General features: G+C 67.1%; 19 protein-coding genes, 3 tRNA genes and 1 pseudogene. 18 read left to right on the top strand and 5 right to left on the bottom strand.

The window, feature by feature from the left end; genetic code table 11:
• Positions 1-88: 88 nt before the first annotated feature.
• Positions 89-163 (top strand) — tRNA-Val (locus tag AC5P98_RS03460).
• A gap of 98 nt (positions 164-261) precedes the next feature.
• Positions 262-336 (top strand) — tRNA-Val (locus AC5P98_RS03465).
• A 132-nt stretch (positions 337-468) separates the two neighbouring features.
• Here AC5P98_RS03465 and AC5P98_RS03470 read toward each other — a convergent pair.
• A complete protein-coding gene (locus AC5P98_RS03470; protein WP_049406347.1) occupies positions 469-771 on the bottom strand; it encodes a hypothetical protein in 303 nt (100 codons plus the stop codon).
• 182 nt (positions 772-953) lie between these two features.
• On the opposite strand from AC5P98_RS03470, the gene AC5P98_RS03475 reads away from it, so the two are divergent.
• Positions 954-1,094, top strand: a complete 141-nt coding sequence (locus AC5P98_RS03475) for a hypothetical protein (protein ID WP_162838510.1) — start codon at positions 954-956, stop codon at positions 1,092-1,094.
• 86 nt (positions 1,095-1,180) lie between these two features.
• Here the strand turns inward: AC5P98_RS03475 and AC5P98_RS03480 are convergent, their stop codons facing one another.
• Together AC5P98_RS03480 and AC5P98_RS03485 are read right to left on the bottom strand one after the other, a co-directional pair.
• The gene (locus AC5P98_RS03480) at positions 1,181-1,465 is read right to left on the bottom strand and encodes a hypothetical protein (RefSeq protein ID WP_014646601.1); all 285 of its coding nucleotides are present in this window, start codon (positions 1,463-1,465) and stop codon (positions 1,181-1,183) included.
• A 29-nt stretch (positions 1,466-1,494) separates the two neighbouring features.
• Entirely contained in the window at positions 1,495-2,262 is a 768-nt protein-coding gene (locus AC5P98_RS03485; protein ID WP_032960877.1) for a MipA/OmpV family protein, read from the bottom strand.
• A 145-nt stretch (positions 2,263-2,407) separates the two neighbouring features.
• Between AC5P98_RS03485 and AC5P98_RS03490 the strand changes: the two genes are divergently transcribed.
• The 15 genes and pseudogenes from AC5P98_RS03490 to AC5P98_RS03560 all read left to right on the top strand — a co-directional run.
• The gene (locus AC5P98_RS03490) at positions 2,408-3,079 is read left to right on the top strand and encodes a response regulator transcription factor (protein ID WP_005415973.1); all 672 of its coding nucleotides are present in this window, start codon (positions 2,408-2,410) and stop codon (positions 3,077-3,079) included.
• Position 3,080: 1 nt separating this feature from the next.
• Positions 3,081-4,424 (top strand): sensor histidine kinase, encoded by a 1,344-nt coding sequence (locus AC5P98_RS03495; RefSeq protein WP_014646603.1) that lies wholly within the window; start codon positions 3,081-3,083, stop codon positions 4,422-4,424.
• A gap of 59 nt (positions 4,425-4,483) precedes the next feature.
• Positions 4,484-6,883, top strand: coding sequence for a DNA internalization-related competence protein ComEC/Rec2 (locus AC5P98_RS03500; protein ID WP_049406352.1), 2,400 nt, complete (start codon positions 4,484-4,486; stop codon positions 6,881-6,883).
• A gap of 3 nt (positions 6,884-6,886) precedes the next feature.
• Positions 6,887-7,549, top strand: a complete 663-nt coding sequence (locus AC5P98_RS03505; RefSeq protein WP_014646605.1) for a MotA/TolQ/ExbB proton channel family protein — start codon at positions 6,887-6,889, stop codon at positions 7,547-7,549.
• A 3-nt stretch (positions 7,550-7,552) separates the two neighbouring features.
• Complete coding sequence (locus AC5P98_RS03510; protein WP_014036620.1) at positions 7,553-7,975, top strand: ExbD/TolR family protein; 423 nt, start codon at positions 7,553-7,555, stop codon at positions 7,973-7,975.
• The gene (gene msbA / locus AC5P98_RS03515) at positions 7,972-9,720 is read left to right on the top strand and encodes a lipid A export permease/ATP-binding protein MsbA (RefSeq protein ID WP_014646606.1); all 1,749 of its coding nucleotides are present in this window, start codon (positions 7,972-7,974) and stop codon (positions 9,718-9,720) included. Before AC5P98_RS03510 ends, msbA begins: the two co-directional genes overlap by 4 nt.
• Positions 9,720-10,739 (top strand): tetraacyldisaccharide 4'-kinase, encoded by a 1,020-nt coding sequence (gene lpxK / locus AC5P98_RS03520; protein ID WP_049406353.1) that lies wholly within the window; start codon positions 9,720-9,722, stop codon positions 10,737-10,739. The genes msbA and lpxK overlap by 1 nt, the downstream gene beginning before the upstream one ends.
• A 75-nt stretch (positions 10,740-10,814) precedes the next feature.
• The gene (gene kdsB / locus AC5P98_RS03525) at positions 10,815-11,588 is read left to right on the top strand and encodes a 3-deoxy-manno-octulosonate cytidylyltransferase (protein ID WP_049406355.1); all 774 of its coding nucleotides are present in this window, start codon (positions 10,815-10,817) and stop codon (positions 11,586-11,588) included.
• Positions 11,585-12,073, top strand: coding sequence for a low molecular weight protein-tyrosine-phosphatase (locus AC5P98_RS03530; RefSeq protein WP_049406358.1), 489 nt, complete (start codon positions 11,585-11,587; stop codon positions 12,071-12,073). The genes kdsB and AC5P98_RS03530 overlap by 4 nt, the downstream gene beginning before the upstream one ends.
• A complete protein-coding gene (locus AC5P98_RS03535) occupies positions 12,070-13,482 on the top strand; it encodes a nhl repeat protein (protein ID WP_049406360.1) in 1,413 nt (470 codons plus the stop codon). The genes AC5P98_RS03530 and AC5P98_RS03535 overlap by 4 nt, the downstream gene beginning before the upstream one ends.
• Positions 13,479-15,323, top strand: a complete 1,845-nt coding sequence (gene uvrC, locus AC5P98_RS03540) for an excinuclease ABC subunit UvrC (protein WP_032959320.1) — start codon at positions 13,479-13,481, stop codon at positions 15,321-15,323. Before AC5P98_RS03535 ends, uvrC begins: the two co-directional genes overlap by 4 nt.
• A gap of 18 nt (positions 15,324-15,341) precedes the next feature.
• On the top strand, positions 15,342-15,968 hold the full coding sequence (pgsA, locus tag AC5P98_RS03545) for a CDP-diacylglycerol--glycerol-3-phosphate 3-phosphatidyltransferase (protein WP_012510614.1): 627 nt from the start codon (positions 15,342-15,344) through the stop codon (positions 15,966-15,968).
• 249 nt (positions 15,969-16,217) lie between these two features.
• A tRNA-Gly gene (locus AC5P98_RS03550) sits at positions 16,218-16,293 on the top strand.
• A gap of 224 nt (positions 16,294-16,517) precedes the next feature.
• On the top strand, positions 16,518-18,461 hold the full coding sequence (locus AC5P98_RS03555; protein ID WP_034012210.1) for a tyrosine-type recombinase/integrase: 1,944 nt from the start codon (positions 16,518-16,520) through the stop codon (positions 18,459-18,461).
• Positions 18,462-18,704: 243 nt separating this feature from the next.
• A pseudogene (locus AC5P98_RS03560) lies at positions 18,705-19,049 on the top strand (LysR substrate-binding domain-containing protein); the annotation flags it as partial.
• A 160-nt stretch (positions 19,050-19,209) separates the two neighbouring features.
• On the opposite strand, the gene AC5P98_RS03565 reads toward AC5P98_RS03560, so the two are convergent.
• Together AC5P98_RS03565 and AC5P98_RS03570 are read right to left on the bottom strand one after the other, a co-directional pair.
• Complete coding sequence (locus tag AC5P98_RS03565; protein WP_016445091.1) at positions 19,210-22,329, bottom strand: efflux RND transporter permease subunit; 3,120 nt, start codon at positions 22,327-22,329, stop codon at positions 19,210-19,212.
• Entirely contained in the window at positions 22,326-23,837 is a 1,512-nt protein-coding gene (locus tag AC5P98_RS03570; RefSeq protein WP_013391832.1) for an efflux RND transporter periplasmic adaptor subunit, read from the bottom strand. Before AC5P98_RS03570 ends, AC5P98_RS03565 begins: the two co-directional genes overlap by 4 nt.
• Between the last annotated feature and the right edge of the window lie 3 nt (positions 23,838-23,840).

The raw sequence follows: 23,840 nt of genomic DNA on the forward strand, positions 1-23,840 counted from the left end.
ATCTTCACAAAAGTGTTGCGCTTCCCTGCCGGCATCCGTAATATACGCGGCCTGCACCGACGCAATCGCGGAAATGCAGAAGCAAAACGGGCGGTTAGCTCAGCGGTAGAGCACTACCTTGACATGGTAGGGGTCACAGGTTCGAACCCTGTACCGCCCACCACGAAGTCCTCGCAAAAGGGCTCTCGTGAACTGCAAAGCCCGGCCCTGGCGCCGGGTTTTTACGTAACAAGGCCAGCCTTCGGGCGGCAAGAACAAGATGGGCGGTTAGCTCAGCGGTAGAGCACTACCTTGACATGGTAGGGGTCACAGGTTCGAACCCTGTACCGCCCACCACCTGTTCCCGGCGTTGCCGGTGAAGCGGTGGAAACGATGAAAGCCGGCCCTGGGGCCGGCTTTTTTCGTTCCAGGGGGCAGGACCCCGGCGTTTCCGCGAAGCCACATTCCTGCAGGTTCAGTGGCGTGAAATCAGTGGGTGATGGTGATCGAACGCTGGATCCGCCAGTGGCCATCGACGCGTTCCCACAACTGCACTACACCTGCCCGGGCCAGCGCAGCATGCGGGCTGCCGCCATGGTCGCCTGCCAGTTGCTGGCTGCCCAGGCGCAGCACGCGGTCCTGGCGCAGGTGATAGAGCTGCAGGGGCAGCGCTTCATGCGTGTCCTGCGGTCCTTCGGTGCGCAGGATCTGGCTGCGCAGGGCATCCTCGGTGGGCCCGCTGCCGTCGCCGAACAGGCTGGAGAACAGCAGGACCAGGGCAAGCATCGGCATGGCACGGTGCTCCAGCGGGAAAGTGCGTGCAGGCTGGCATGGCCGGCCGGGCACCGCAGCCGGCCTGCGACGAAGGCGGGGATTGCGCCGCCAAAGGCAGGCAGGCGGCGATGAATCCGGGACGCGCAGGCGTAGACTCGGCGCTACCGCGCAACCGCGCCGTCACTTCAACGAGCTGCCGCATGAGCGATCACGTCCCGGTGTCCAGGCCCAATCCGTTCCTGGAACGCCTGTTCGGCGGCAACATGCTGGAAGGCACGTTCAAGGCAGTGATCTGGGTGGCGATCCTGTGCGCGCTGCTGGCGTGGACCACGCTGCGCTGAGCGACGCTACCGCGTCGGCTTGGCTGCTGATGCAGTGAATACGGTGCCGCGGCAAGGGTGCGGCGGCAGTGTCCGTGCGTGTGCCGTCAGGCGCTGAAGGCCTGGCGCAGGCTGCGCAGGGTTGCCTGGCGGTGTTCCCTGGCCGTCGGCTCGCCCATCTCCAGTTCCTGCAGGCGCAGTCCAACCAGGGTCATCGACAACGCATAGCCGCGTGCCGCGTCGGCAACGCGTGACAGGCCCACTGCACGGCGTGCCAGTGCATTCACATGTTCGAGGTCGGGCATCAGTCCCAGATAGACGCGCTCGGCGCTGTCCAGGTCGGGCGCGCGCAGGATCGCGTGGGCTTCGGTGGCGGAGGAGACGGAGGCCATGGGGGTCCTTGTCCGTAGGGGGCGCTCGCTCAGAACGAGCGCATCAGGGAAACGAAGGCCGACGTCTGCGTGCCACGTCGTGCCATCGGGCTGTCCTTCACTGCATCACCGAACCACTGGTTGGCCACCACGCCGGTGGCGCGCCATTTGGTGCCCAGTGGCGTGCTGACCGCGATCTGCAGGCTCGGCGACGTGGTGCTGCCGGGGCGGTAGGCGGCAAGGCCCGAGCGCAGGGCTTCTTCATCGCTGATGCCGTAGTAGTAGTCGAGCAGCCGTGCACTGGAGTGCACCACGCCCGCCCGCGGCACCCAGGTGAAGCGACCCGCCTGGATCGGGTAGCTGTAATGCAGGCGCGACTCGAAACCGCCGCCATGGCCGGTCACTTCGCGCATCACGCTGGCCTCGACCATGCCCCAGTCGGCGCTGTACTCGCCGTTGATGCCGGCCATGGCCGACATCTGCCGGCTGTGCAGGCGGCGCAGCTGAGCATCGTTCACGTCGTCGGTCTTGAAGCGCAGCGTGTAGGGCGTGACCGCCGCCGACAGGCGCAGTCCCTGGCCCTTGTAGAGGTACATGCCCAGCGAGCCGGGGCTGGCGAAGAAGCGCTCGCCCTGCCAGGCAATGGCCGGTACCACCAGCGGTTTGACGTCGTAGTGCGCGTACGCACCGGAGGTCGCGCCAGCGCTGATGCCGGCCTGTACGCCCGGGTTCTGCTCGGCAGCGTGGGCGAGCAACGGCACGCCGAGGGCAGCGGTGAACAGCAGCGGGCGCAGCAGGGTCGGGGACAGCGAAGGCATCGATCAGCCACGTTGCGGAGGATGGCTGCGCATGGTGAGGGGGCAACATTGTCAGAACATTGCGCCCGCGTGATCGGCACGCATGGGCGCAAAACCCTGGCGCCAGGCACTATGATCGGCAGCGTTTCCGGCAGACGAGTTCCTGATGCGCATCCTCCTGGTCGAAGACGATCCTGATCTGTCCCGCGCCCTGCAATCGGGCCTGGAGCGGCAGGGCGTGGTCGCCGACGTGGTCGGCAGCCTGGCCGAGGCCGCGCTCGCGTTGCGCGAACCGGTGCACCAGCTGCTGCTGCTCGATCGCCAGCTGCCCGATGGCGATGGCGCCGGATTCGTCGCGACGGCGCGTGCGCTGCGGCCGAACCTGGCGGTGATCATGCTGACCGCCAAGGGCACGCTGTCGGACAAGGTCGAAGGCCTGGACGTCGGTGCCGATGACTATCTGGTCAAGCCGGTGGCGATCGAGGAACTGATGGCGCGCATCCGCGCGGTATCGCGCAGGCCTTCGGCGATGGTGACACCGAGCCTGCGGCTGGGGCGGCTCGAGTTCGATTTCGAATCGCTGCAGGCGCAGGTGGAGGGCCAGCCTCTGGCGCTGCCACGTCGGCAGGTACTGGTGCTGCAGGCATTGGCGATGCGGCAGGGGCGCACGGTCACCCGCAGTGCGTTGGAGGCTGCGGTGTATGGTTTCGACGATGAGATCCAGTCCAATGCGCTCGACGCGCACATCTCCAAGCTGCGCAAGGCACTGCAGCAGGCCGGTGCCGGCGTCGAGATCCACGTGATACGGGGCGTCGGCTACCTGCTGGCGGAGGCCTGAGATGGCCCGTCCGATCCGTTCGATCACCCTTGGCCTGGCCTGGCGCCTGTTCCTGGCGCAGGCCTTCACCGTACTGTTCGCGGTGGTCGCGTTGATCCTGACCTGGGGAGACAAGGACTCCTGGGGCATGGACATGTTCGTTGCCGAGGCGGTGGCCAAGGCGGTGCACAGCGAAGACGGCCGCCTGGTGCTGGACCAGGCGCGCTGGGACAAGCTCGATGCCAACGCCGGGGGAAATCTCTGGTTCGCCGCGGTGGATGACAAGGGCATGTGGCTCGAGCGCGGCACCATCCCCGCGATCCACGCGCCGATGCTCGCGCGGCTGCCGACCGTGGGTGCCACCGAGCTGGGTTCGCTGGTACCGCCCTACCTGGACGTGGCGCGGGTGATGATCCGCAACGAGGATGGGCGCCGCATCACCGTGATGGTCGGTGGAGCACCCAAGGGCGGGCTGCTGGACGGTGCGCTGATGGTGCTGCGCCTGATCGGCCTGTGGTTCTTCCTGCCACTGATCGTGGTCACCCTGCTGGTGATGCCGACCGTGATCCACCGTGCCATGCGCGGTGTGCGCCGTTCCGCGCAGCAGGCCAAGGAGCTGGACATCGGCCAGCCCGGTGCGCGGCTGGATGCGCGGCTGGTCTCCACGGAAGTGGCGCCGCTGGTGGAAGCGTTCAACGATGCCATCGACAAGGTGCAGCAGGGCTACGCCGCGCGCGACAAGTTCCTTGCCGACGCAGCGCACGAGCTGCGCGTGCCGATCGCCGTGGTGCAGGCGCGCCTGTCGCAGCTGCCGCAGGGCGAGCTGAAATCGCAGTTGCTGACCGACGTGGCGCGGCTGGGCAATGTTGCCGAGCACCTGCTTGATCTGCAGCGGCTTGACCGCAATGTCGGCGCATTGCAGCGGCTGGACCTGGCCCTGCTGGTGCGTGAGGCAGCCGCGGACCTGGCGCCGTTGGTGGTGGGCGCCGGCTATGGATTCGAAGTGGACGCGCCGGAAGCGCCGGTGTGGATCCACGGTGACAGCCTGGCGCTGGGGCGGGTGATTGCCAATCTGGTACACAACGCGATCGTGCATGGTGGTGGCCGTGGCACCATCTGTGTGCGGTTGGACACGCGCGGGTTGCTGGAAGTCAGCGACCAGGGCGCGGGCATTCCAGTAGGCGACCGCGAGGCGATCTTCGAGCCGTTCCATCGCCTGCGCGCGGCGGGCAGCGGCAGTGGCCTTGGCCTGCACCTGGTGAAGGAGATCGTGCAGCACCATGGCGGCTCGGTCAGTGTCGGTGAGGCCGCGGGCGGCGGCGCAAGCTTCCGGGTCAATTTCCATCGCGGCAGCGCGCGGCGCTGACGCGTTTGCGGGGCAAGTCCCGATAGGCAACTTGCCGCCAGCAGCGGCAGGCTGGCCTCATGGCCATCGAGCGCTCCCCGTCTCCCTTGCTGGGCAGTGGCACCGCTGGGGCGCTGACACTGGGGGCGTTGGGCTGCGTGCAGCTGTCGCAGCTGCCGCCGCTGTGGGTCTGCACGGTGATGATCGTGCTTGGCATGGCCGGGTGGGGCCTGCGATGGCGGGGGCGCCTGCCGGCGGTCATGCTGCTCGGTGCCGGATGGACGTCGATGCACGCGCACTGGGCAATGCAGGACCAGCTGCCACCGGGCCAACCGGCTCGGGATGTAGTGGTCAGTGGCCGGGTCATCGATCTGCCGGATCATCGGGCCGCGCACACCCGCTTCCTGCTGCAGGTCAGCGAGAGCCGCGAACTGCCATCGCTGCGCGGCAAGCGCCTCCAGGTCACCTGGAACGACGGCTGGCAAGGCAGGTCCAGCGCCGCTGCCGAGGGGCGGCGCAGGCAGGTCCTGGCCGGTGCGCAGTGGCAGCTGGCGCTGCGTGTGCGGGCCCCTCGCTCGCGGATCAATCCCGGGGGTTTTGACAGTGAGCGTCATGCGCTGCTGCGTGGCGTAGCCGGCACTGGAACGGTGAGGGCGCCGGCCAGCGCGCGTGAGCTGCAGGCCGGACATGGCCTGCCGGCATGGCGTGAGCGCACCAGCGCCGCCATCGCGCTGCAAGTGGCCCATCCGGCCGCCCGTTTCGTGCAGGCGCTCGCCCTGGGCGACACGCGTGGCCTGTCCGACACCGATTGGGATCAGCTGCGGGCGCTGGGGCTGACCCATCTGGTGGCCATTTCCGGATTTCATGTCGGGGTGGTGGCGGGGCTGGGGGCGTTGCTGTGCCGAGGGCTGTGGTGGCTGTACCCCCTGCTGGCCCGGCATTGGCCACGTCCACAGGCGGCGGCCTGCGCCGCGGCGCTGTCCGCAGCGGGCTATGCGGTGCTGGCCGGTGGTGAGTTGCCGACCGTGCGCACGGCACTGATGATCGGGCTGGTGGCCCTGGCGCGCAGCGGGCGGCGCCCGCTCGGTCTCGTGCAGGGGCTTGCGCTGGCGGCGCTGGCGCTGCTGCTGCCGGCGCCCCTGTCGGTGCTGTCAGCGGGCTTCTGGCTCAGCTTCGGCGGCGTACTGTGGCTGGTGTGGTGCTTGCCGCAGGGACGTCCGCGCGGGGTGGCCGCCAACCTGCGCGGGTTCCTGGCCGCACAAGGGGTGGCCAGCGTCGGCCTGTTGCCGCTGGGCATCGCCTTGTTCGGTGGCACCGCCTGGCTGGGGCCGCTGGTGAACCTGCCGGTCATCCCGTGGTGGACATTGCTGGTGGTGCCCCTGTCGCTGCTGGGCACCGCCCTGCAGGCGCTGCACGACGGCGCTGGGCGCTGGGCGTGGCGCGCGGCGGCGTGGCTGTTCGAGATCAGCTGGCAGGCCCTGCAGCCACTGGCGGCGCACCCGCAGGCGATGTGGTGGCTGGCCGAGGCGCCGGCCTGGGCAGTGCCGGCGGCGCTGCTGGGGGTGTTCTGGTGGCTGCTGCCACGGGGTGCCGGGGGCTGGCTGGCTGGCCTGCTGCTGTGCCTGCCGCTGCTGTGGCCGGCGCGTGAGCGCCCGGCCGAGGGAGAGCTGGAGCTGCTGGTGCATGACGTCGGCCAGGGCACGGCGGTGTTGCTGCGTACTGCGCGGCATGCCCTCTGGTACGACGTGGGGCCGCCGAACGGGGGCGAGGGCAGCGAGCGGATCCTGGTTCCGTCACTGCGGGCCCTGGGCCAGGCCCCGCCCGAGCGGGTGCTGCTCAGCCACGACGATCTCGATCATGCCGGCAACCTGCCGAGCCTGCGTCTTCAGCTGCCGGGGCTGCCATTGCTGGCGCCGCCGGGAAGTACGATCGCCGGGGCCGGCCGTTGCCAGCGCGGCCTGCGCTGGCACTGGGACGGCGTCGATTTCCAGGTGCTGCACCCGGATGCCGACAGCCAGCGGGCCGAAAACGAGGACAGCTGCGTGCTGCGCGTGGCCGGTGCCCATGGCGTGGTCCTGTTGCCGGGGGACATCGGCCGTCCGGCCGAACAGGCGCTGTTGCGGGCGTCTGCGGCGGCGCTGAAGGCGGATGTGGTGCTGGTGCCGCACCATGGCAGCGGCGGCAGTTCCAGCGCGCCCTGGGTGGCGGCGGTGTCAGCCCGGCTGGCACTGGTCTCGGCCGGCCACCAGAACCGTTTCGGCCACCCGCGCCAGGACGTGGTCCGGCGCTGGCAGGCGCAGGGCGCCGAGGTGGTGTCCACTGCGGAGTCCGGGGCGATCCGCGTATGGCTTGGCGCACAAGGGCTGCAGCTGCGTGAACAGCGCATCCATGCATCCCGGTGGTGGGATGCCGCTGGGCGGGCGCGGTCGGCTGCTATCCTATCGCCGATCGAACAAGCGGCCGTTGGGCCGGAGGGTTGAAACGTGTGGGAACTGGTCAAGGCCGGTGGCTGGCCGATGGTGCCGCTGCTGCTGTTGGGCGTACTGGCTTTGGCGATCATCCTGGAGCGTTTCTGGTCCCTGCGGCGAACGGAGGTGCTGCCGCCCGGCCTCGGCCAGGAAGTGCGCAACTGGGCCGCGCGCGGCAAGCTTGACCCGGCGCACCTGCAGACCCTGCGTGCCAACTCGCCGTTGGGCGCGCTGCTGGCGGCCGCGCTGGAAGCCCGCAACCGCCCGCGCGACCAGATCCGCGAGCGCATCGAGGATACCGGCCGTCACCTGGTGCACCGCATGGAGCGGTTCCTCAACGCGCTGGGCACCATCGCTTCGGCCGGCCCGCTGCTGGGCCTGCTCGGCACCGTGATCGGCATGATCCAGATGTTCCTGGGCATCCTCGACCATGGCGTGGGTGATGTGAACCAGCTGGCCGGTGGCATCGGCAAGGCCCTGGTGTGCACCGCCACCGGCATGATCGTGGCCATCCCGGCACTGATGTTCCATCGCTACTTCAAGGGCCGCATCCACGGCTACGTGGTGGAGATGGAACAGGAGGCCAGCGCCCTGCTGGATACGCTCGACGGCCGCCCGGGGGTGATGAACCCGTCCCCGTCGGCGCGCCCGGCCAACGCCGCTGCGGCGAAGGCCTGATCGATGCGTATCGGCAATGACCGATCCCAGGATGAGCCGCATATCGATCTGGTCCCGCTGATCGACGTCATCCTGGTGCTGATCATCTTCTTCGTGGTCACCACCACCTTCGATGCGCGCTCGACGTTGCAGGTGCAGCTGCCCACCGCCAGCCAGCAGCCCAACAACGAGCCGCCGCGTTCGCTCAGCGTGCTGATCAACGCCGAAGGCCGTTATTTCATCAATGACCAGGAAGTGCTGCGCAGCGATGTCGAGTCCGTCAAGCAGACCATCGCCGCCGTCGCCGGCAGTGATCGCAGCCAGCCCGTGCTGCTGCGCGCCGACGCGCGTACTCCCTACCAGGCCGTGGTGACTGCGCAGGACGCGCTCGGTCAGCTCGGTTTCCGTCGTATCGCCATTGCAACTGCGCCAGAGGTGCGTCCATGAGTTCCCATCACGCGCCGGTGTGGCCGATCTACAAACGTCTGCTGGGCTACACCCGCACCTACTGGGTGTTCATGGTGGGCGCGGTCATCGCCATGGTGGTCGAAGCCCTCGCCGGCTACCACTTCACCAAGCTGATGGAGCCGCTGGTCAACGAAGGTTTCGTCGATCCGCAGCCGCGCGCGGCCGTGGTGCTGCCGCTGACCATCCTCGGCCTGTTCCTGATGCGCAGCCTGGCCACCTGGGTCAGCGACTACACGCTGGCCAAGACCGGCCGCAGCGTGGTCCGCGACCTGCGTGAGCAGGTGCTGCAGAAGTACCTGCACCTGCCGTCGTCGCACTTCGATACCGAAGCGACGCCGGTAATGGTCAGCCGCCTCAACTTCGATACGGAACAGGTCACCCAGGCCAGTGCCGACGCGCTGAAGACCGTGGTCGCCGATACCCTCACCATCATCGCGATGCTGGCGGTGATGCTGCAGATGAGCGTCAAGGTGACCCTGGCGATGCTGCTGGTGGTGCCGCTGATCGGCGGCATCGTGTCCTACGTGGGCAAGCGCTACCGTCGCATCAGCCGCGGCATCCAGGACGGCATGGGCACGATGGCGCAGACTGCCGAGCAGTCGCTGGCCGCGCAGCAGGAAGTGAAGGTGCACGGCACCCAGCAGCATGAGATCTCGCGCTACTCGCGCCTGGCCAACCGCATGCTGGCGCTGAACATGAAGGTCGAAGTCACCCGCGCCGCCGCGTCCAGCGTGGTGCAGTTCCTGGCCGCACTGGCGCTGGCGGTGATCGTCTGGGTGTCGACCCGCGAAGCCCTGGCCGGCCGCCTCAATGCCGGCCAGTTCATGGGCCTGATGACCTCGATGATGGCCATCATTCCCTCGCTGCGCCGACTGACCAGCGTACAGACCTCGATTTCGCGCGGCGTCTCCGCCGCCGAGCGCCTGTTCGGCATCCTCGACATGCCGGTGGAGCGTGATGAGGGCCAGCACCGCGTGCAGCGCGTGCGCGGCGAACTGGCGTTCGACCACGTCATGCTGCGCTACCGCGAAGACAGCGGCATTGCCCTGGACGACATCAGTTTCGTTGCCAGGCCGGGCACGGTGACGGCCATCGTCGGCCGTTCCGGCAGCGGCAAGACCAGCCTGATCCGGCTGGTTCCGCGCTTCTACGAGCCCAGTGGCGGCGTCATCACCCTCGATGGCGTGGCCCTGGATGACTATCCGCTGGCCGACCTGCGCCGGCAGGTGGCGATCGTCGGGCAGAAGGTGATGCTGTTCGATGACACCATCGCGGCCAACATCGCCTACGGCATGGAGGCGACCGATGAGCAGATCCGTGCGGCGGCCGAAGCGGCCAATGCCTGGGAGTTCATCGCACGCATGCCGCAGCAGCTGCAGACCCCGGTCGGCGAGAATGGCGCGCTGCTGTCCGGTGGCCAGCGCCAGCGCCTGGCGATTGCCCGCGCGATCCTGCGCGACGCGCCGATCCTGATCCTCGACGAAGCCACTGCGGCGCTGGACAACGAATCCGAGCGCCTGGTGCAGGATGCGCTGCAGCGCCTGATGCCGGAACGCACCACGCTGGTCATCGCGCACCGCCTGTCGACCATCGAGCATGCCGACCAGGTGCTGGTGATGGACCATGGCCGCATCGTTGAACGTGGCACCCACAAGGAGCTGCTCGAACTGGGCGGCCTTTACCAGCATCTGCACAGCATGCAGTTCCGCGAAAGGCAGGACTGATGGCCGGCAAGGGTACCCAGACCCCGGCGTACTGGTACGACGGCAGCCCCGTTCCGTGGACGATGCGCCTGCTGGCGCCGCTGTACGCAGGTGTCACCGCACTGCGCCGGCGCGCCTATCGGCGTGGCTGGCGCAAGCGCCACTCGCTGCCGGTGCCGGTCATCGTGGTCGGCAACATCACCGCCGGTGGTACCGGCAAGACGCCGCTGACCATTGCCCTGGTCGAGCGCCTGCGCGCGGCCGGCTGGAAGCCGGGCGTGGCCAGCCGTGGTTATGGTCGCGAAGACGCCGACAAGCCGCTGTGGGTGCAGGCCGATACGCCAACTGCCAAGGGCGGTGACGAGCCGGTGCTGATCGCCTGGAAGACCGGTGTGCCGGTGCGCGTGGACCGCGACCGTGTCGCCGCCGGCAAGGCGCTGGTCGAGGCCGGCTGCGATGTGATCGTCTGCGACGATGGCCTGCAGCACTACCGCCTGGCGCGCGACATCGAGATCGAAGTGGTCGATGCGCAGCGTCGCTACGGCAATGGCCGGATGATTCCGGCCGGGCCGTTGCGCGAGCCGGTCAGCCGCGCCAGCGAATGCGATTTCCGGGTGGTCAACCTCGGCCAGGCCGATGAGGAAACCGCAGCGCAGGCCTGTGGCTTCGGCCAGTGGCCGATGGCGCTGCACATCGACAGTGCACAGCCGCTGGCCGGTGGCCGCGCTCGTCCGCTGGCGTACTTCAAGGGCCAGCGCGTGCATGCGGTGGCCGGCATTGCCCATCCCCAGCGCTTCTTCGACATGTTGCGCGCGCGCGGGATCGGCGTGGTGCCGCATGCGTTCGCCGACCACCAGGCCTACCAGCCGCAGGACCTGTCCTTCGGCAGCCAGCTGCCGGTACTGATGACCGAGAAGGACGCGGTGAAATGCCGTGCGTTCGGCAACGACTGGCACTACGCGGTTCCGCTGCGCGCCGAGCTGCCCGCGGCGTTCTGGGTGGCGCTGACCGATCGCCTGGACAAGCTGCGGCCGAACTGAGTGGCGCGGCGGCGCTTGCATTCACGCGCTGCTGCCCGCATTCCCGTTGTAACGAGCCTGCCGAGTACCGCCTGCATGACTGAATTCGTCGTCGCCATTCCGGCCCGCTATGCCGCCTCGCGGCTGCCGGGCAAGCCGTTGCGCCCGCTGGGCGGCGAGCCGCTGGTGCTGCATGTGGCGCGCCGCGCGCTGCAGGCCGGTGCCCGTGAAGTCTGGGTAGCGACCGACGATCAGCGCATTGCCGATGCGCTGTCCGGGCTGGCCGAAGTGAAGGTGGCGATGACCGCGACCACGCACGCCTCCGGCACTGATCGCCTGGCCGAATGCGCACGCATTGCCGGCTGGGCCGAGGACACGGTGGTGGTCAACCTGCAGGGCGACGAACCGTTCGCACCGGCGGCCGGTATCCGTGCGGTGGCCGATGCGCTGGTCGCAGGCACTGCGCCGATGTCGACTCTCGCCACGACCGTCGAGGACGCGCACACCCTGTTCGACCCGAACGTGGTGAAGCTGGTGCGCAACGTGCGCAACGAGGCGATGTACTTCAGCCGCGCGCCGATCGCCTGGCACCGCGACGGCTTCGCACGCAGCCGCGACACGCTGCCGGACGGCCACCACTGGCTGCGCCACATCGGCATCTATGGCTATCGCGCCGGCTTCCTGCAGCAGTTCGCGGCGATGCCGCCGGGCCAGCTGGAGCAGGTCGAATCGCTGGAGCAGCTGCGCGTGCTGGAAGCGGGCTATCCGATCAGCGTGGCGATCTCGCCCGAGCCGTTCCCGCCGGGCATCGACACGCCCGAGGACCTGGAGCGCGCCGAGGGGCTGCTGCAGGCGATGGCGCCGCGATGAGGCTGCTGGTCGTCTGCCTCGGCAACATCTGCCGTTCGCCGATGGCCGAAGGCGCGCTGCGCGCACGCCTGGATGCCTCGCCGCTGGCCGGGCAGGTGCAGGTTGATTCGGCTGGCACCGGCGACTGGCATGTGGGCGAGCCGCCGGACCGCCGCGCGATCGCCTGCGCGGCCGGGCACGGCGTGGACATCGGCGGCCTGCGCGCACGCCAGCTGCAGGCCGTGGATTTCGACCGTTTCGACTGGATCCTGTGTGCCGACGAGGCCAACCTGCGTGATGCCGGGCGCCTGGCGTCGGCGGCCCAGCGTGAACGGCTGGCGTTGTACCTGCCCTGGTCGGGCGTTCAGGGGCGGGTAGCCATCCCCGACCCCTACACCGGCGGCAGCGATCATTTCGAACAGGTCTGGTCGCTGGTCGACGATGCTGCAAAACGTGCGGTGGCACGACTGTTGCATGACGCCGACTCCGGCATAATCGGGTCATGAACGTCCAGCCCGTCCCGGACCTGCCCGAGTTCGCCACCTGGCTCAATGCCACCCCCTGCACCCTGACCGAACTGCGCGGCCGGCCGGTCGCGCTGCTGTTCGTCAATGCGGCCTCCGCCTGGAGTGCGCAACGCCTGGCCGAGTTCGGCCAATGGCTGTCGCGCCACCCCGGCAAGCTGCAGCCGCTGGTGCTGCAGGTGCCGCGCTTCGATTTCGAGCGCGACGCCAGTGCCGCACTGAAGCTGCTGCGCCGCCAGGGCCTGGCCATGCCCGTACTGCTCGATGCCGATTGGGATGGCTGGCGCCGCTTCGGCGTTACCGCCTGGCCGACCGTGGTGCTGCTGGACGCGCAGGGTCGCGAGCAGCAGCGGCTGGTCGGGCAGGGAGCACCCGGTGAACTGGAGCGCGCCCTGAACACGCTGTGCCAGGGCGCGCCTTCGGCGCCGCCGCGCGGCGGCAGCGAACTGCATCCGGAACCACGCCAGGCGCTGCGGTTCCCGCTGGGCCTGGCGGTCAGCACCGAACGCCTGTACATCGCCGACAGTGGCCATCACCGCATTCTCGAATGCAGCCATGGCGGCCGCATCCTGCGCCAGTTCGGCCTCGGTACCGCCGATTTCATGGACGGCAACCTGGCCGAAGCGGCGTTCTACCGCCCGCAGGCGCTGGTGCTGGAGCGCGATTCGCTGTACGTCGCCGACACCGGCAACCATGCGGTGCGCCGCATCAACCTGCTGACCGGCATCGTCGACACGCTGTGTGGCAACGGACGTCCCGGTGCGCCGGTGGAAGGTCCGGTGGCGCAGGCGCGGCAGGTCTCGCTGGACCATCCTGTCGGCCTGGCCATCGCCGACAACCAGCTGCACATCGCGATGGCCGGCGACAACCGCATCTGGAGCTACCACCTGGGCCAGCGCAGCCTGCAATGGCGCGCCGGCAGTGGTTCCATCGACGAGCGTGACGGCAGCGGCCACCTGGCTGCCTTTGCCCAACCGACTGCGCTGGCCGTGGTGCAGCAGGTGTTGTACGTCGCCGACGCCCTGGGATCCTCGATCCGTGCACTGCAACTGCGCGGCGACCTGGTGCAGACGCTGGTCGGGCAGGGGCCCTGGCGCTTCGGCAGCGAAGACGGCCCGCGTGCGCAGGCCAGCCTGCAGTATCCGCAGGCGATCGCATTGAGCGCGGACGCTCCGCTGCTGTGGATTGCCGATACCGGCAACGGTCGCCTGCGCACGCTGCGCCTGGGCGGCGGTGAACTGACCACCCAGCCGCTGCCGCGCCGCCTGCATGGCCCGGCCGGATTGGCGGTGGGCGCCGGTGCGGTGTGGATCGCCGAGACTGACGCCCATGCCGTGCTGCGATTCGACCCCGACAGCGGCGTGCTCAGCGAAGTCCCGATCAGCGAATGACCGACGTTCCCGCCCCGGCCTTCGACGGCAAGGCCTTCGCGGCCCAGCTCAGCACCGCCCCTGGCGTGTACCGCATGTACGCCGCCGACGACACCCTGCTGTACGTGGGCAAGGCGCGCGCGCTGCGCAACCGTGTCGGCAGCTATTTCAACGGCAGCCCGAAGAACGCGCGGATCATGTCGATGATCTCGCAGATCACGCGCATGGACGTGACCGTGACGCGCTCGGAAGCCGAGGCGTTGCTGCTGGAAAACCAGTTGATCAAGTCGCTGTCGCCGCGCTACAACGTCTCGCTGCGTGACGACAAGACCTACCCGCATGTGCTGCTGACCCGCGAGGACTGGCCGCGCATCGCACTGCATCGTGGCCCGCGTGCCATTCCTGGGCGCTACTTCGGGCCGTATCCCGGCGTCACCGCCGTGCGCGAGACGCTGAACCTGATGCACAAGCTGTTCAAGCTGCGCAGCTGCGAGGACAGCGTGTTCCGCAACCGCTCGCGGCCGTGCCTGCAATACCAGATCGGGCGTTGCAGCGCGCCGTGCGTGGAGCTGGTCCCGGCGCCGGAGTACGCCGAGTCGGTGCGCCGCGCCGCCCTGTTCCTGGAAGGCAAGAGTGACGAGCTGACCCGCGAACTGGGCGAGCAGATGCAGGCCGCCAGCGAGGCGCTGGAGTTCGAGCAGGCCGCGCGCCTGCGCGACCTGATCTCCTCGCTGCGCAGCATGCAGACCCGCCAGTACGTGGATGGCCGCGCCGCGGACCTCGATGTGCTGGCCGTGGCCATGCAGGGCTCGCAGGCCTGCGTGCTGCTGCTGGCCTTCCGTGATGGTCGCAACCTCGGCACCCGCCCGTTCTTCCCGCGCACCAATGGCGAGGAAAGCCCGGAAGAGGTGCTTGCCGCCTTCGTCTCGCAGTACTACATCGAATTCGAGCCGCCGCGCGAGATCCTGCTGGACCGCGAGATTCCCGACGCCGACCTGCTGGTCGCCGCGCTGTCGGCCTCGGCCGAGCGCAAGGTGCAGCTGAAGTGGAACGTGCGCGGCGAGCGCGCCGGCTATGTGGAACTGGCCAGCCGCAACGCGCAGCTGACCCTGGCCACCGAACTCAACAGCCGCAATGCGCAGCACGCGCGCAGCGATGCGCTGCGCGAGATGCTGGGCCTGGCCGAGCCGGTCAAGCGTGTCGAGTGTTTTGATATCAGCCACACCCTGGGCGAGGCCACCGTGGCCTCGTGCGTGGTGTTCGACGCCGCCGGCCCGGTGCGCGCGCAGTACCGCCGCTTCAACATCAGCGGCATCGAGCCGGGCGACGACTACGCCGCCATGCGCCAGGCCATCGACCGCCGTTTCCGCCGCGCAGTGGAAGAGCAGGGCGTGCTGCCGGACGTGCTGCTGATCGACGGTGGCGCCGGCCAGCTGGCACAGGCGCAAGCCGCACTGGCCGATCTGGGCGTGGAAGGCGTGCTGCTGGTGGGCGTGGCCAAGGGCGTGGAGCGCCGTGCCGGCCACGAAGCGCTGGTGATGCCCGATGGCCGCGAGCTGCGCCCGGGCGCGGCCAGCCCGGCGCTGCAGTTCATCCAGCAGGTGCGCGACGAGGCGCATCGCTTCGCCATCACCGGCCACAGAGGGCGCCGCCAGAAGGCGCGGATGACCAGCAAGCTGGAGGATATCCCCGGCATCGGGCCGCGCCGCCGCGCCAGCCTGCTCAAGCATTTCGGTGGCCTGGTGGGCCTGAAAGCCGCTGGCGAAGCCGAGATCGCCAAGGTGGAAGGCATCAATGACGCCCTCGCGGCACGTATCTACGCTAACCTGCACGGGTTGGCCACGCCTGATGCGGCCGAGTAGAGAGAGAAGCACGCAAGCATGAAGTTGACCCTGCCCACCTGGCTGACGTTGTTGCGGATCGTGATGATCCCGGTGCTGGTGCTGGTGTTCTACCTGCCCTACACCTGGACCAACTTCGCTTCGGCGGCGATCTTCGGCCTGGCCGCGATCACCGACTGGCTCGATGGCTGGATCGCACGCCGTTACCAGCTGGAGTCGGCCTTCGGCGCCTTCCTCGACCCGGTCGCGGACAAGCTGATGGTGGCAGTGGCGCTGTTCCTGATCGTGCAGGGCCACCCGACGCCGTGGATGGCGTTCTGGGCGGCGGTCATCGTCGGCCGTGAGATCGCGGTATCGGCGCTGCGCGAATGGATGGCCGAGCTGGGCCAGCGCGCGAAGGTGCGCGTGGCGATGATCGGCAAGGTCAAGACCACCGCGCAGATGGTCGCGCTGCTGTGCCTGCTGTACTCGGTGGCCCCGAACGTGCCGGTGGAAGACATCTGGATGGGCTGGCCGGTGTTCCACATCGGCGACTGGACTCTGGCCATTGCCGCCGTGCTGACCCTGTGGTCGGGCCTGCAGTACCTGCACGCCGCGTGGCCGAGCCTGCGCGATGACGAGCGTGCGGCTCGCGAGCGTGCGCGGCAGAAGAAGCTGGGCAACTGAGCCCGGGGTCTGAGCCCCGGGGTCGGATCCCTTTCCGAAGGAAAGGGCTCTGACGCCATCGATGCGCCTATCCCCGCATGGCGTGGACCTACTGGAAATGCTGCGTCCACGGATGGTGCGGATCCATCGGTTTGCGGGGATGCCGTGGTAGATCCACGCCATGCATGGATACGCGGTGCAAGGCGCCTCGCAGGCCCCGGAAAAACCGCTTGACGCCATCCTTGGAACAGGTAGAATTTCGCCTCCCAAGCGGGAATAGCTCAGTTGGTAGAGCGCAACCTTGCCAAGGTTGAGGTCGCGAGTTCGAGTCTCGTTTCCCGCTCCAAGTTATGATCTACGGACTTCCACTGACGTCTGTAAGTCGTTGAAAAGAGGAGCTTCGGCTCCTTTTTTCATTCCAGCGAAAGCCACGGAAATCCACTGACAGCCAGCGTTTTTGAGGCCAAAAACAAGGCCAAAGAATGCGGGTGGTGCCGGTTCCGGGTTGTTGCTGGGGTTGGATCGGGATGACAAGCAGCATCGGGCCTAAGTCCAAGACTTAGGAGCTTGATGATGACACTCTCTGATCTGACCGTGCGGCAAGCCAAGGCCGCCGAGAAAACGTACAGCATCCCCGACACCGATGGCCTCGGCCTGGTGGTCGCCCCCACCGGCGGCAAGTCGTGGCATTTGCGCTATTACTGGCTCGGCAAGCAAAAGCGCATCTCCCTGGGGAACTACCCCGAGATCGGTTTGCGCGAAGCGCGCACCTTGCGCGACGAAGCCCGGGCGCTTCTGGCAAAGGGCATCAACCCCCATACCGATCGCAAACAGAAGCGACACGCGGTCAAGCTTGCGGCCGACTACACCTTCAAGGCCGTCTTCGATGCGTGGGTCGAGCATCGCCGCAAGGAAATCAAGGAGGGCAGGAACAGCACGCTGTCGCAGATCCTGCGGATCTTCAACAAGGACGTGCTGCCCAGCCTCAAGCAGATGTCGATCTACGACATTCGCCGGCCCCAACTCCTGGGCGTCCTGGCGAGGATCGAGGAGCGCAAGGCGTTCACCACTGCCGAGAAGGTCCGCACCTGGCTGGGGCAGTTGTTCCGCTATGCCCTCGTCATCGTGGAGGGGCTGGAAGCCAATCCGGCCTCCGACCTGGACGTGGTGGCCGAGCCCAAGCCCCCGGTGAACCACAACCCCTACCTGCATCTTCGGGAGCTTCCCGAGTTCCTGCACAAGCTCAGGCTCTACAACCCTCGTGGTTGGCAGACCCAACTCGGCATCCGGCTGCTGTTCCTGACCGGCGTGCGTACCGGCGAGCTGCGGCTGGCGACCCCGGACCAGTTCGATCTCGACCGTGGCCTGTGGATCATCCCGCCGCAGATTGTCAAACAACTCCAGGACGAGATGCGCAAGGCCGGCAAGCGCCCGCAGGACGTTCCGCCCTACATCGTGCCGTTGTCCGTGCAGGCCATCGAGATCGTGCGCTACCTGTTGGGTGTGATGAAGCCGGCCCAGGTCCATCTGCTCACGCACCGCAGCGAACTCAAGAAGCGCATCAGCGAGAACACCCTCAACGCGGCCTTGAAACGAATGGGCTACGAGGATCAACTGACCGGGCACGGCATCCGCGGAACCATCTCGACGGCGCTCAACGAGATCGGCTATCCCAAGATTTGGGTGGACGCGCAGCTTTCGCACTCGGACCCGAACAAGGTGAGTTCGGCCTACAACCACGCCAAGTATGTTGAGCCGCGCCGTCGGATGATGCAGGACTGGGCGGATCGCCTCGACTTACTCGAACAGGGCCAGGTCGAAGCGGCCAGCGCCCACCTCACCATCCATATCGAGGGCGTGCCAGCCATCGCAGGGGAGGACAACCCCGACGCCATCGTTGCAGGCACTTCTGCGGCTTCGGCTCCGCCCGTGGTGGTCACCCCCATTGTCGTGACGCCAAACGACGCGGGAATCACCTTCCAGCGGCTGTCGCAGGTGCCACCGCCCCCGACGCGTGCGCCGGCGCCGGCGCCGGAAGTATCCGCCATCCAGCGCGAGCGCGAGGAAATGCTCGCCATCTACGAATCGCCGAGCAGTTTGCCGGTTCCGCTGTTCGGTAAGCTGGCCGGAAAGTCCAAGGACCAGATAAACCGCGAGCTGAAGGCGGGCAAACTGCTGTCCATCAGCTTGGGCAATCGCGGGCAACGTGTGCCCGACTGGCAACTGGTGCCGCTCAAGCACAAACTGGCCCAGGTGCTCATGAACCAGTGTCCGCACGCGGATTCGTGGGACTTGTACCGGATGCTGACCCGCGTACACCCGGATCTGGGTGATCGCGCGGCCATCGACATCGTGACACCCGGAAATTTGGGCATGGTCGTGCGGGTCATCGCGGGCACCCAGCAGCAGCCAAACAGGCCCGGACCTGATTCGTCTGCGCAAGGTATTCCAGAGGAGATTCGCCAGCGCATTCAACGGTTGCTAAATGATGCGGCAATGCTCGAAAGTGCCTGACGCTGGCCGACGGCCAAAGATGGATGCTTTGGCCGTCGGAAGTGAGCTACAGGATGCGGGCCTTTGCAGTCCGCAGCGCATACGGCGCGGCGCGATGAGGCGTGCGGCCATCCTGAAGGCCATAGCCTTCTGAGCGCCTACAACCGGACTGAGTCAGCCCCTACGTCGTCCCAGAATGTAGTGGTCGTATTAGTGAGCGCGCCGCAGTAATTACCGAGAAGTAATGGGGTAAGGCATCGGGACTGCATCACTGGTCCTCGGGGACGGCAGAGACCCACTTGGTTGCTCCGCGTATCGGACCAGCGCGTACGTCGGCAGGAAATCTATCCGCGCCATGAATTCAGTGATGGTGAAGCAATGTTGGCGGCGGGTCTGGCCGGCTGCGGCATCATGCAGATGCCGACATGGCTGGTGGCCGAAGATATACGGCAGGGGCGCTTGATCCCCTTGCTGCCGGACTGGGCAGGTGGTGAGATGCCTATCCATGCAGTGTGGCCGCAATCGCGTTACCTGCAGCCCAAGGTTCGGGCTGTCATAGAAATGCTGACGATTCTGTCTGAACGGCCGGGGTCAGGTTTTGTTCCCTGATATGGCTCGTCACTGCCAAGCGGTTAGTCGTGCCTCCGCGCCTTCGGCCAGTTCTTACGCTGGCTAAAGCGCATGTGTCGAATGGTTATTCGCTCGGGTGCCGATAGGCCGCACCGGAAACGGCAGGGCCTTGGTTATGAGACCCTGCCGCGTTGCAACGTTAGCGCGGCTTACGCATCAGCATGTAGGCAGCCGGAATCACGAAGAGCGACAGCAACGGAGCGGTCACCATCCCTCCAAGCATCGGGGCTGCGATGCGGCTCATGACCTCCGAGCCCGTACCGCTGCTCCAGACAATGGGTACCAGGCCCGCCAGGATGACGGCGACGGTCATCGCCTTGGGCCGCACGCGCAGCACGGCACCCTCCCGGATCGCATCGAGCAGTTCTTCTCGCGTCGGGTCGCGTCCATCGGGGCAACGTTCCGCCAAGGCCTGCTTCAGATAGATGAGCATCACCACGCCGAACTCCGCCGCCACACCTGCCAGCGCGATGAATCCCACGCCGGTGGCGATGGACAGGTTGTAGTTCAGCAGGTACAGGAACCAGATGCCCCCCGTGAGCGCGAAGGGCAAGGTCGCCATGATCAAGCCCGCTTCGTCCACACGCGCGAAGGTCAGGTACAACAGAACGAAGATGATCAACAGGGTGGCAGGCACCACAACCTTCAGGCGTGCATTGGCCCGCTCCATGTATTCGAACTGCCCGGAGTAGGTGATGCTCACACCCGGCTCCAGCTTGACCTGCTGCCCGATGGCATCGCGCAGTTCGTTGGCCACCGAGGCTAGATCACGGCCGCGCACATCGACATAGACCCAACCGGAGGGCCGTGCGTTCTCGCTCTTGAGCATGGGCGGCCCATCGGTGATCGCGATGCGTGCCACGGTCCCCAACGTGATCTGCTGACCCATCGGCGTGAAGATGGGTAGTTCTGCCAGCCGTTGTGGTGAATCACGCCATTCTCGCGCGTAGCGCAGATTGATCGGAAAGCGGGCAAGCCCCTCGACCGTTTCCGAGACGTTTTCGCCACCCACCGCGCCGGCGATGACGGCCTGGACATCGGCGATGTTCAGGCCGTAGCGACCGGCGGCTACGCGGTCGATCTGAACATCCACGTAGCGCCCGCCCGTCAAGCGCTCCGCGAGGGATGACGTCACGCCGGGAATGCCCTTGGCGACCTGCTCGACCTCTGCAGCGATGCGATCGATCACGCCCAGGTCGTTGCCGGTCACCTTCACCCCGATCGGGCTCTTGATGCCGGTAGCCAGCATGTCGATGCGATTGCGGATAGGGGGAATCCAGATATTGGACAGGCCCGGGATCTTCACGGCACGATCCAGCTCTTCCACGAGCTTCTCGGGCGTCATGCCTGGACGCCATTGTTCCCTGGGCTTGAGCTTCACCGTGGTCTCGAACATCTCAAGGGGCGCCGGATCGGTCGCAGTTTCGGCCCGTCCTGCCTTGCCGAACACCTTGTCCACTTCAGGTACGGTCTTGATCATGCGGTTGCTCAGCTGCAGCAACTCCGTGGCGCGCTGCGCCGAGAGTCCCGGCAGGGCCGAGGGCATGTAGAGCAGGTCCCCTTCGTCCAACCTCGGCAGAAACTCACCGCCGAGCCGCGCCAAGGGCCAGGCCGTGGTCGCCAAGGCCAGCACGGCGATCAGCAGCGTCGCCTTAGGCCGGCGCAGTACCCACTCCAGTGCTGGCCGGTAGGCTGCAATCAGGATGCGGGTGATGGGGTTCTTCTGCTCATCCGGGATACGCCCGCGAATCCAGTAGCCCATGAGTACGGGAATCAGCGTCACTGACAGCCCTGCGGCCGCGGCCATCGCGTAGGTCTTGGTGAACGCCAGCGGGCCGAACAGCCGGCCTTCCTGCGCTTCTAGGGTGAAGACCGGGATGAACGAGAGCGTGATGATGAGCAGCGAGAAGAAGAGCGCAGGACCGACTTCCTCTGCGGCCTGTGTGATCACGTCCCACCGTTCCTTGCCCTGCAGTCGTTGATCCGGGTGCGCGTGCTGCCAAGCCTCCAGCTTCTTGTGGGCGTTCTCGATCATCACCACCGCTGCATCCACCATCGCCCCCACGGCGATGGCAATCCCCCCCAGCGACATGATGTTGGCGTTGATGCCCTGGTAGCGCATGACCAGGAACGCCGTCATCACGCCCAGAGGTAGCGAGATGATGGCCACCAGCGCAGAACGAAGATGCCAAAGGAACAGTGCGCAGACCAGCGCCACCACCAGAAACTCTTCGCCCAGCTTGGTCGTGAGATTGCGAATGGCCCGCTCGATCAGCGCGCTGCGGTCGTAGCTGGTGACGATCTCGACGCCCGGCGGCAGGCTGCCCTGCAGCTCCGCGAGCTTGGCCTTGACGGCAGCGATCGTCTCCTGGGCATTCTTGCCGGAGCGCAGCACCACCACGCCGCCGGCGACCTCGCCTTCTCCGTCGAGTTCGGCAATGCCACGCCGCATCTCCGGGCCTATCTGGAGCGTCGCCACATCCCCCAGCCGCACCGGCACACCGCCGCGTGCCGTCAAGGGGATCTCCCGGAACTCGTCCAGGGTCTTGAGGTATCCGCTCGCGCGGACCATGTACTCCGCGCCTGACAATTCCAGGACGGAGCCGCCGGTCTCCTGGTTGGCCCCCATCAGGGCATCGCGGACTTGAGCCTGACTGAGGCCATAGGACGCCAACTTGATCGGGTCGAGCACGACCTGGTACTGCTTGACCATGCCCCCCACCGATGCCACTTCGGCCACGTTGGGCAGGCTCTTGAGTTCGAACTTCAGGAACCAGTCCTGCAACGCACGCAGTTGCGCCAGATCGTTCTTGCCCGTGCGATCCACGAGCGCGTACTGGAAGATCCAGCCGACGCCTGTGGCGTCCGGACCCAGGGCCGGCTTCGCCGTGGCGGGCAATCGGCCCTGGACCTGGTTCAGGTATTCCAGTACCCGTGAGCGGGCCCAGTACAGGTCGGTTCCGTCCTCGAACAAGACATAGACGAACGAGTCGCCAAAGAACGAGAAGCCGCGCACGGTCTTGGCCCCTGGCACCGACAGCATGGTGGTGGCCAACGGGTAGGTGACCTGGTTCTCGACGATCTGCGGCGCCTGTCCTGGGTAGTTGGTGCGAATGATGACCTGCACGTCTGACAAGTCCGGCAGCGCATCCACGGGCGTGCTGCGAACGCCCCACACGCCCCATGCCGTGAGCATGGCGGTGGCCAGCAGCACCAGGAAGCGATTGGCCACCGACCATCGAATCAGTTTGGCGATCATGGCTGCACCTTTTCGATGGCGGTGATCACGTAGTCCTCACCTTGCTTGGAGAAGGTGAATCGCACCTGCTGCCGAACCGAAAGACCCGCGGCGAGCTGCGGGCTGCTCAGCTTGAAGCCCATGGTCATGGCCGGCCATTGGAGGGCTGGCACGGCCTCGTGCGCCAGCGTCAGCTCGGTGGGCGACATCTCCTCGATCACGCCGCGCACCACGAAAGCGTTGGTGGCCGCGGCCGGTGGCGACGAGGTGCCGTGCCCGTTGTGCGGCGATGCAGGCGCGGACGCCGCGGCACCTGCAGGCAGCACGCCCCGCAGGCTGGCTTCCGAATCGATCAGGAACTGCGCCGAGGCCACCACCTGCTGTCCCGCCGCGAGCCCGCCGTTGACCACCAGTTGATCGCCTACCTCCGCGCCCACCTGGACCTCCACGGGATGGAACTTGCCGGGTCCATCGACCACATAGGCCAGTGCGCGCTTGCCGGTGCGGATGACCGCCTCGCTGGGAACAAGCAGCGCGGGCTGTTCGTTGCCTTTGAGCGCGATCTGGCCGGACATGCCGGCCTTCAGGCGCTGGCCGGGATTGGCCATTTCAAGCCGCACTCGCACCGTACGGGTGTCGCGGTTGGCTTCGGGCAGGATGCTCACGATGCGCGCCTGGAGCACTTCACCGGGAAACGCCGCCAGCCGGACCTGCGCCGTTTGGCCGACCTGCAATGGCCCGCTTTGTGCTTCGGGGACAGCCGCTTCGATCCACACCGTGGCCAAGCCATTCACCCGGGCCAGGCTTTCCCCGGCGGAAACCGTCATGCCCTGACGCACCATCAGTTCGGCCACCAAGCCGCCTTGAGGTGTTGTGACCGTGTACAGCCCCTTGGGCTCGCCTGTGCGCTCCACCTGGGCGATCAGGGCTTGCGGCATGCCGAGCAGCAGCAGCCGTTGGCGGGCAGCTGCGGTCAACGGTGCGTCGCCCATCGCGCGAACCGAGAGAAACTCGCGCTGTGCGGCGATCCACTCCGGCAGCAATAGGTCAGGCAGCGGTGCCCCTGCTGCGATCACGTCGCCCGCAGCCCGTGCGTAGACACGCTCGACGAAGCCAGCGGTCCGCGCCTGCACGATGCTGACGTCGCGGTCGTTGAGCAGCACGGTGCCCACGACGTTCACATCTGCGCCGATCTTGCCTTGCACGACTTCGGTTGTACGCAGGCCCAGGGCTTGCACCGCTTGCGCCGACACGCTCAGGCCCGTGCTGTCCTGAGTGTCTTCATCTGCGTACTTCGGCATCAACGCCATGTCCATGTAGGGCGATTTGCCGGGCTTGTCGAACTTCTGGGCCGGCACCATCGGGTCGTACCAATACAGCACCTTGCGCTCGGTCGGAGCACTTGCAATGGTGGCAGCGGGGGAGCCGCTGAGGTGGCCGGCGCGCCATTGGGCGACGCTCCATCCAACGGCAATACCGGCAGCAATCAGCGTCAAGCCGGCAAGGATGTTTCTCGAAGAGGTGTTCATGGC

Source organism: Stenotrophomonas sp. YJH_SMC_135 (assembly GCF_059372355.1).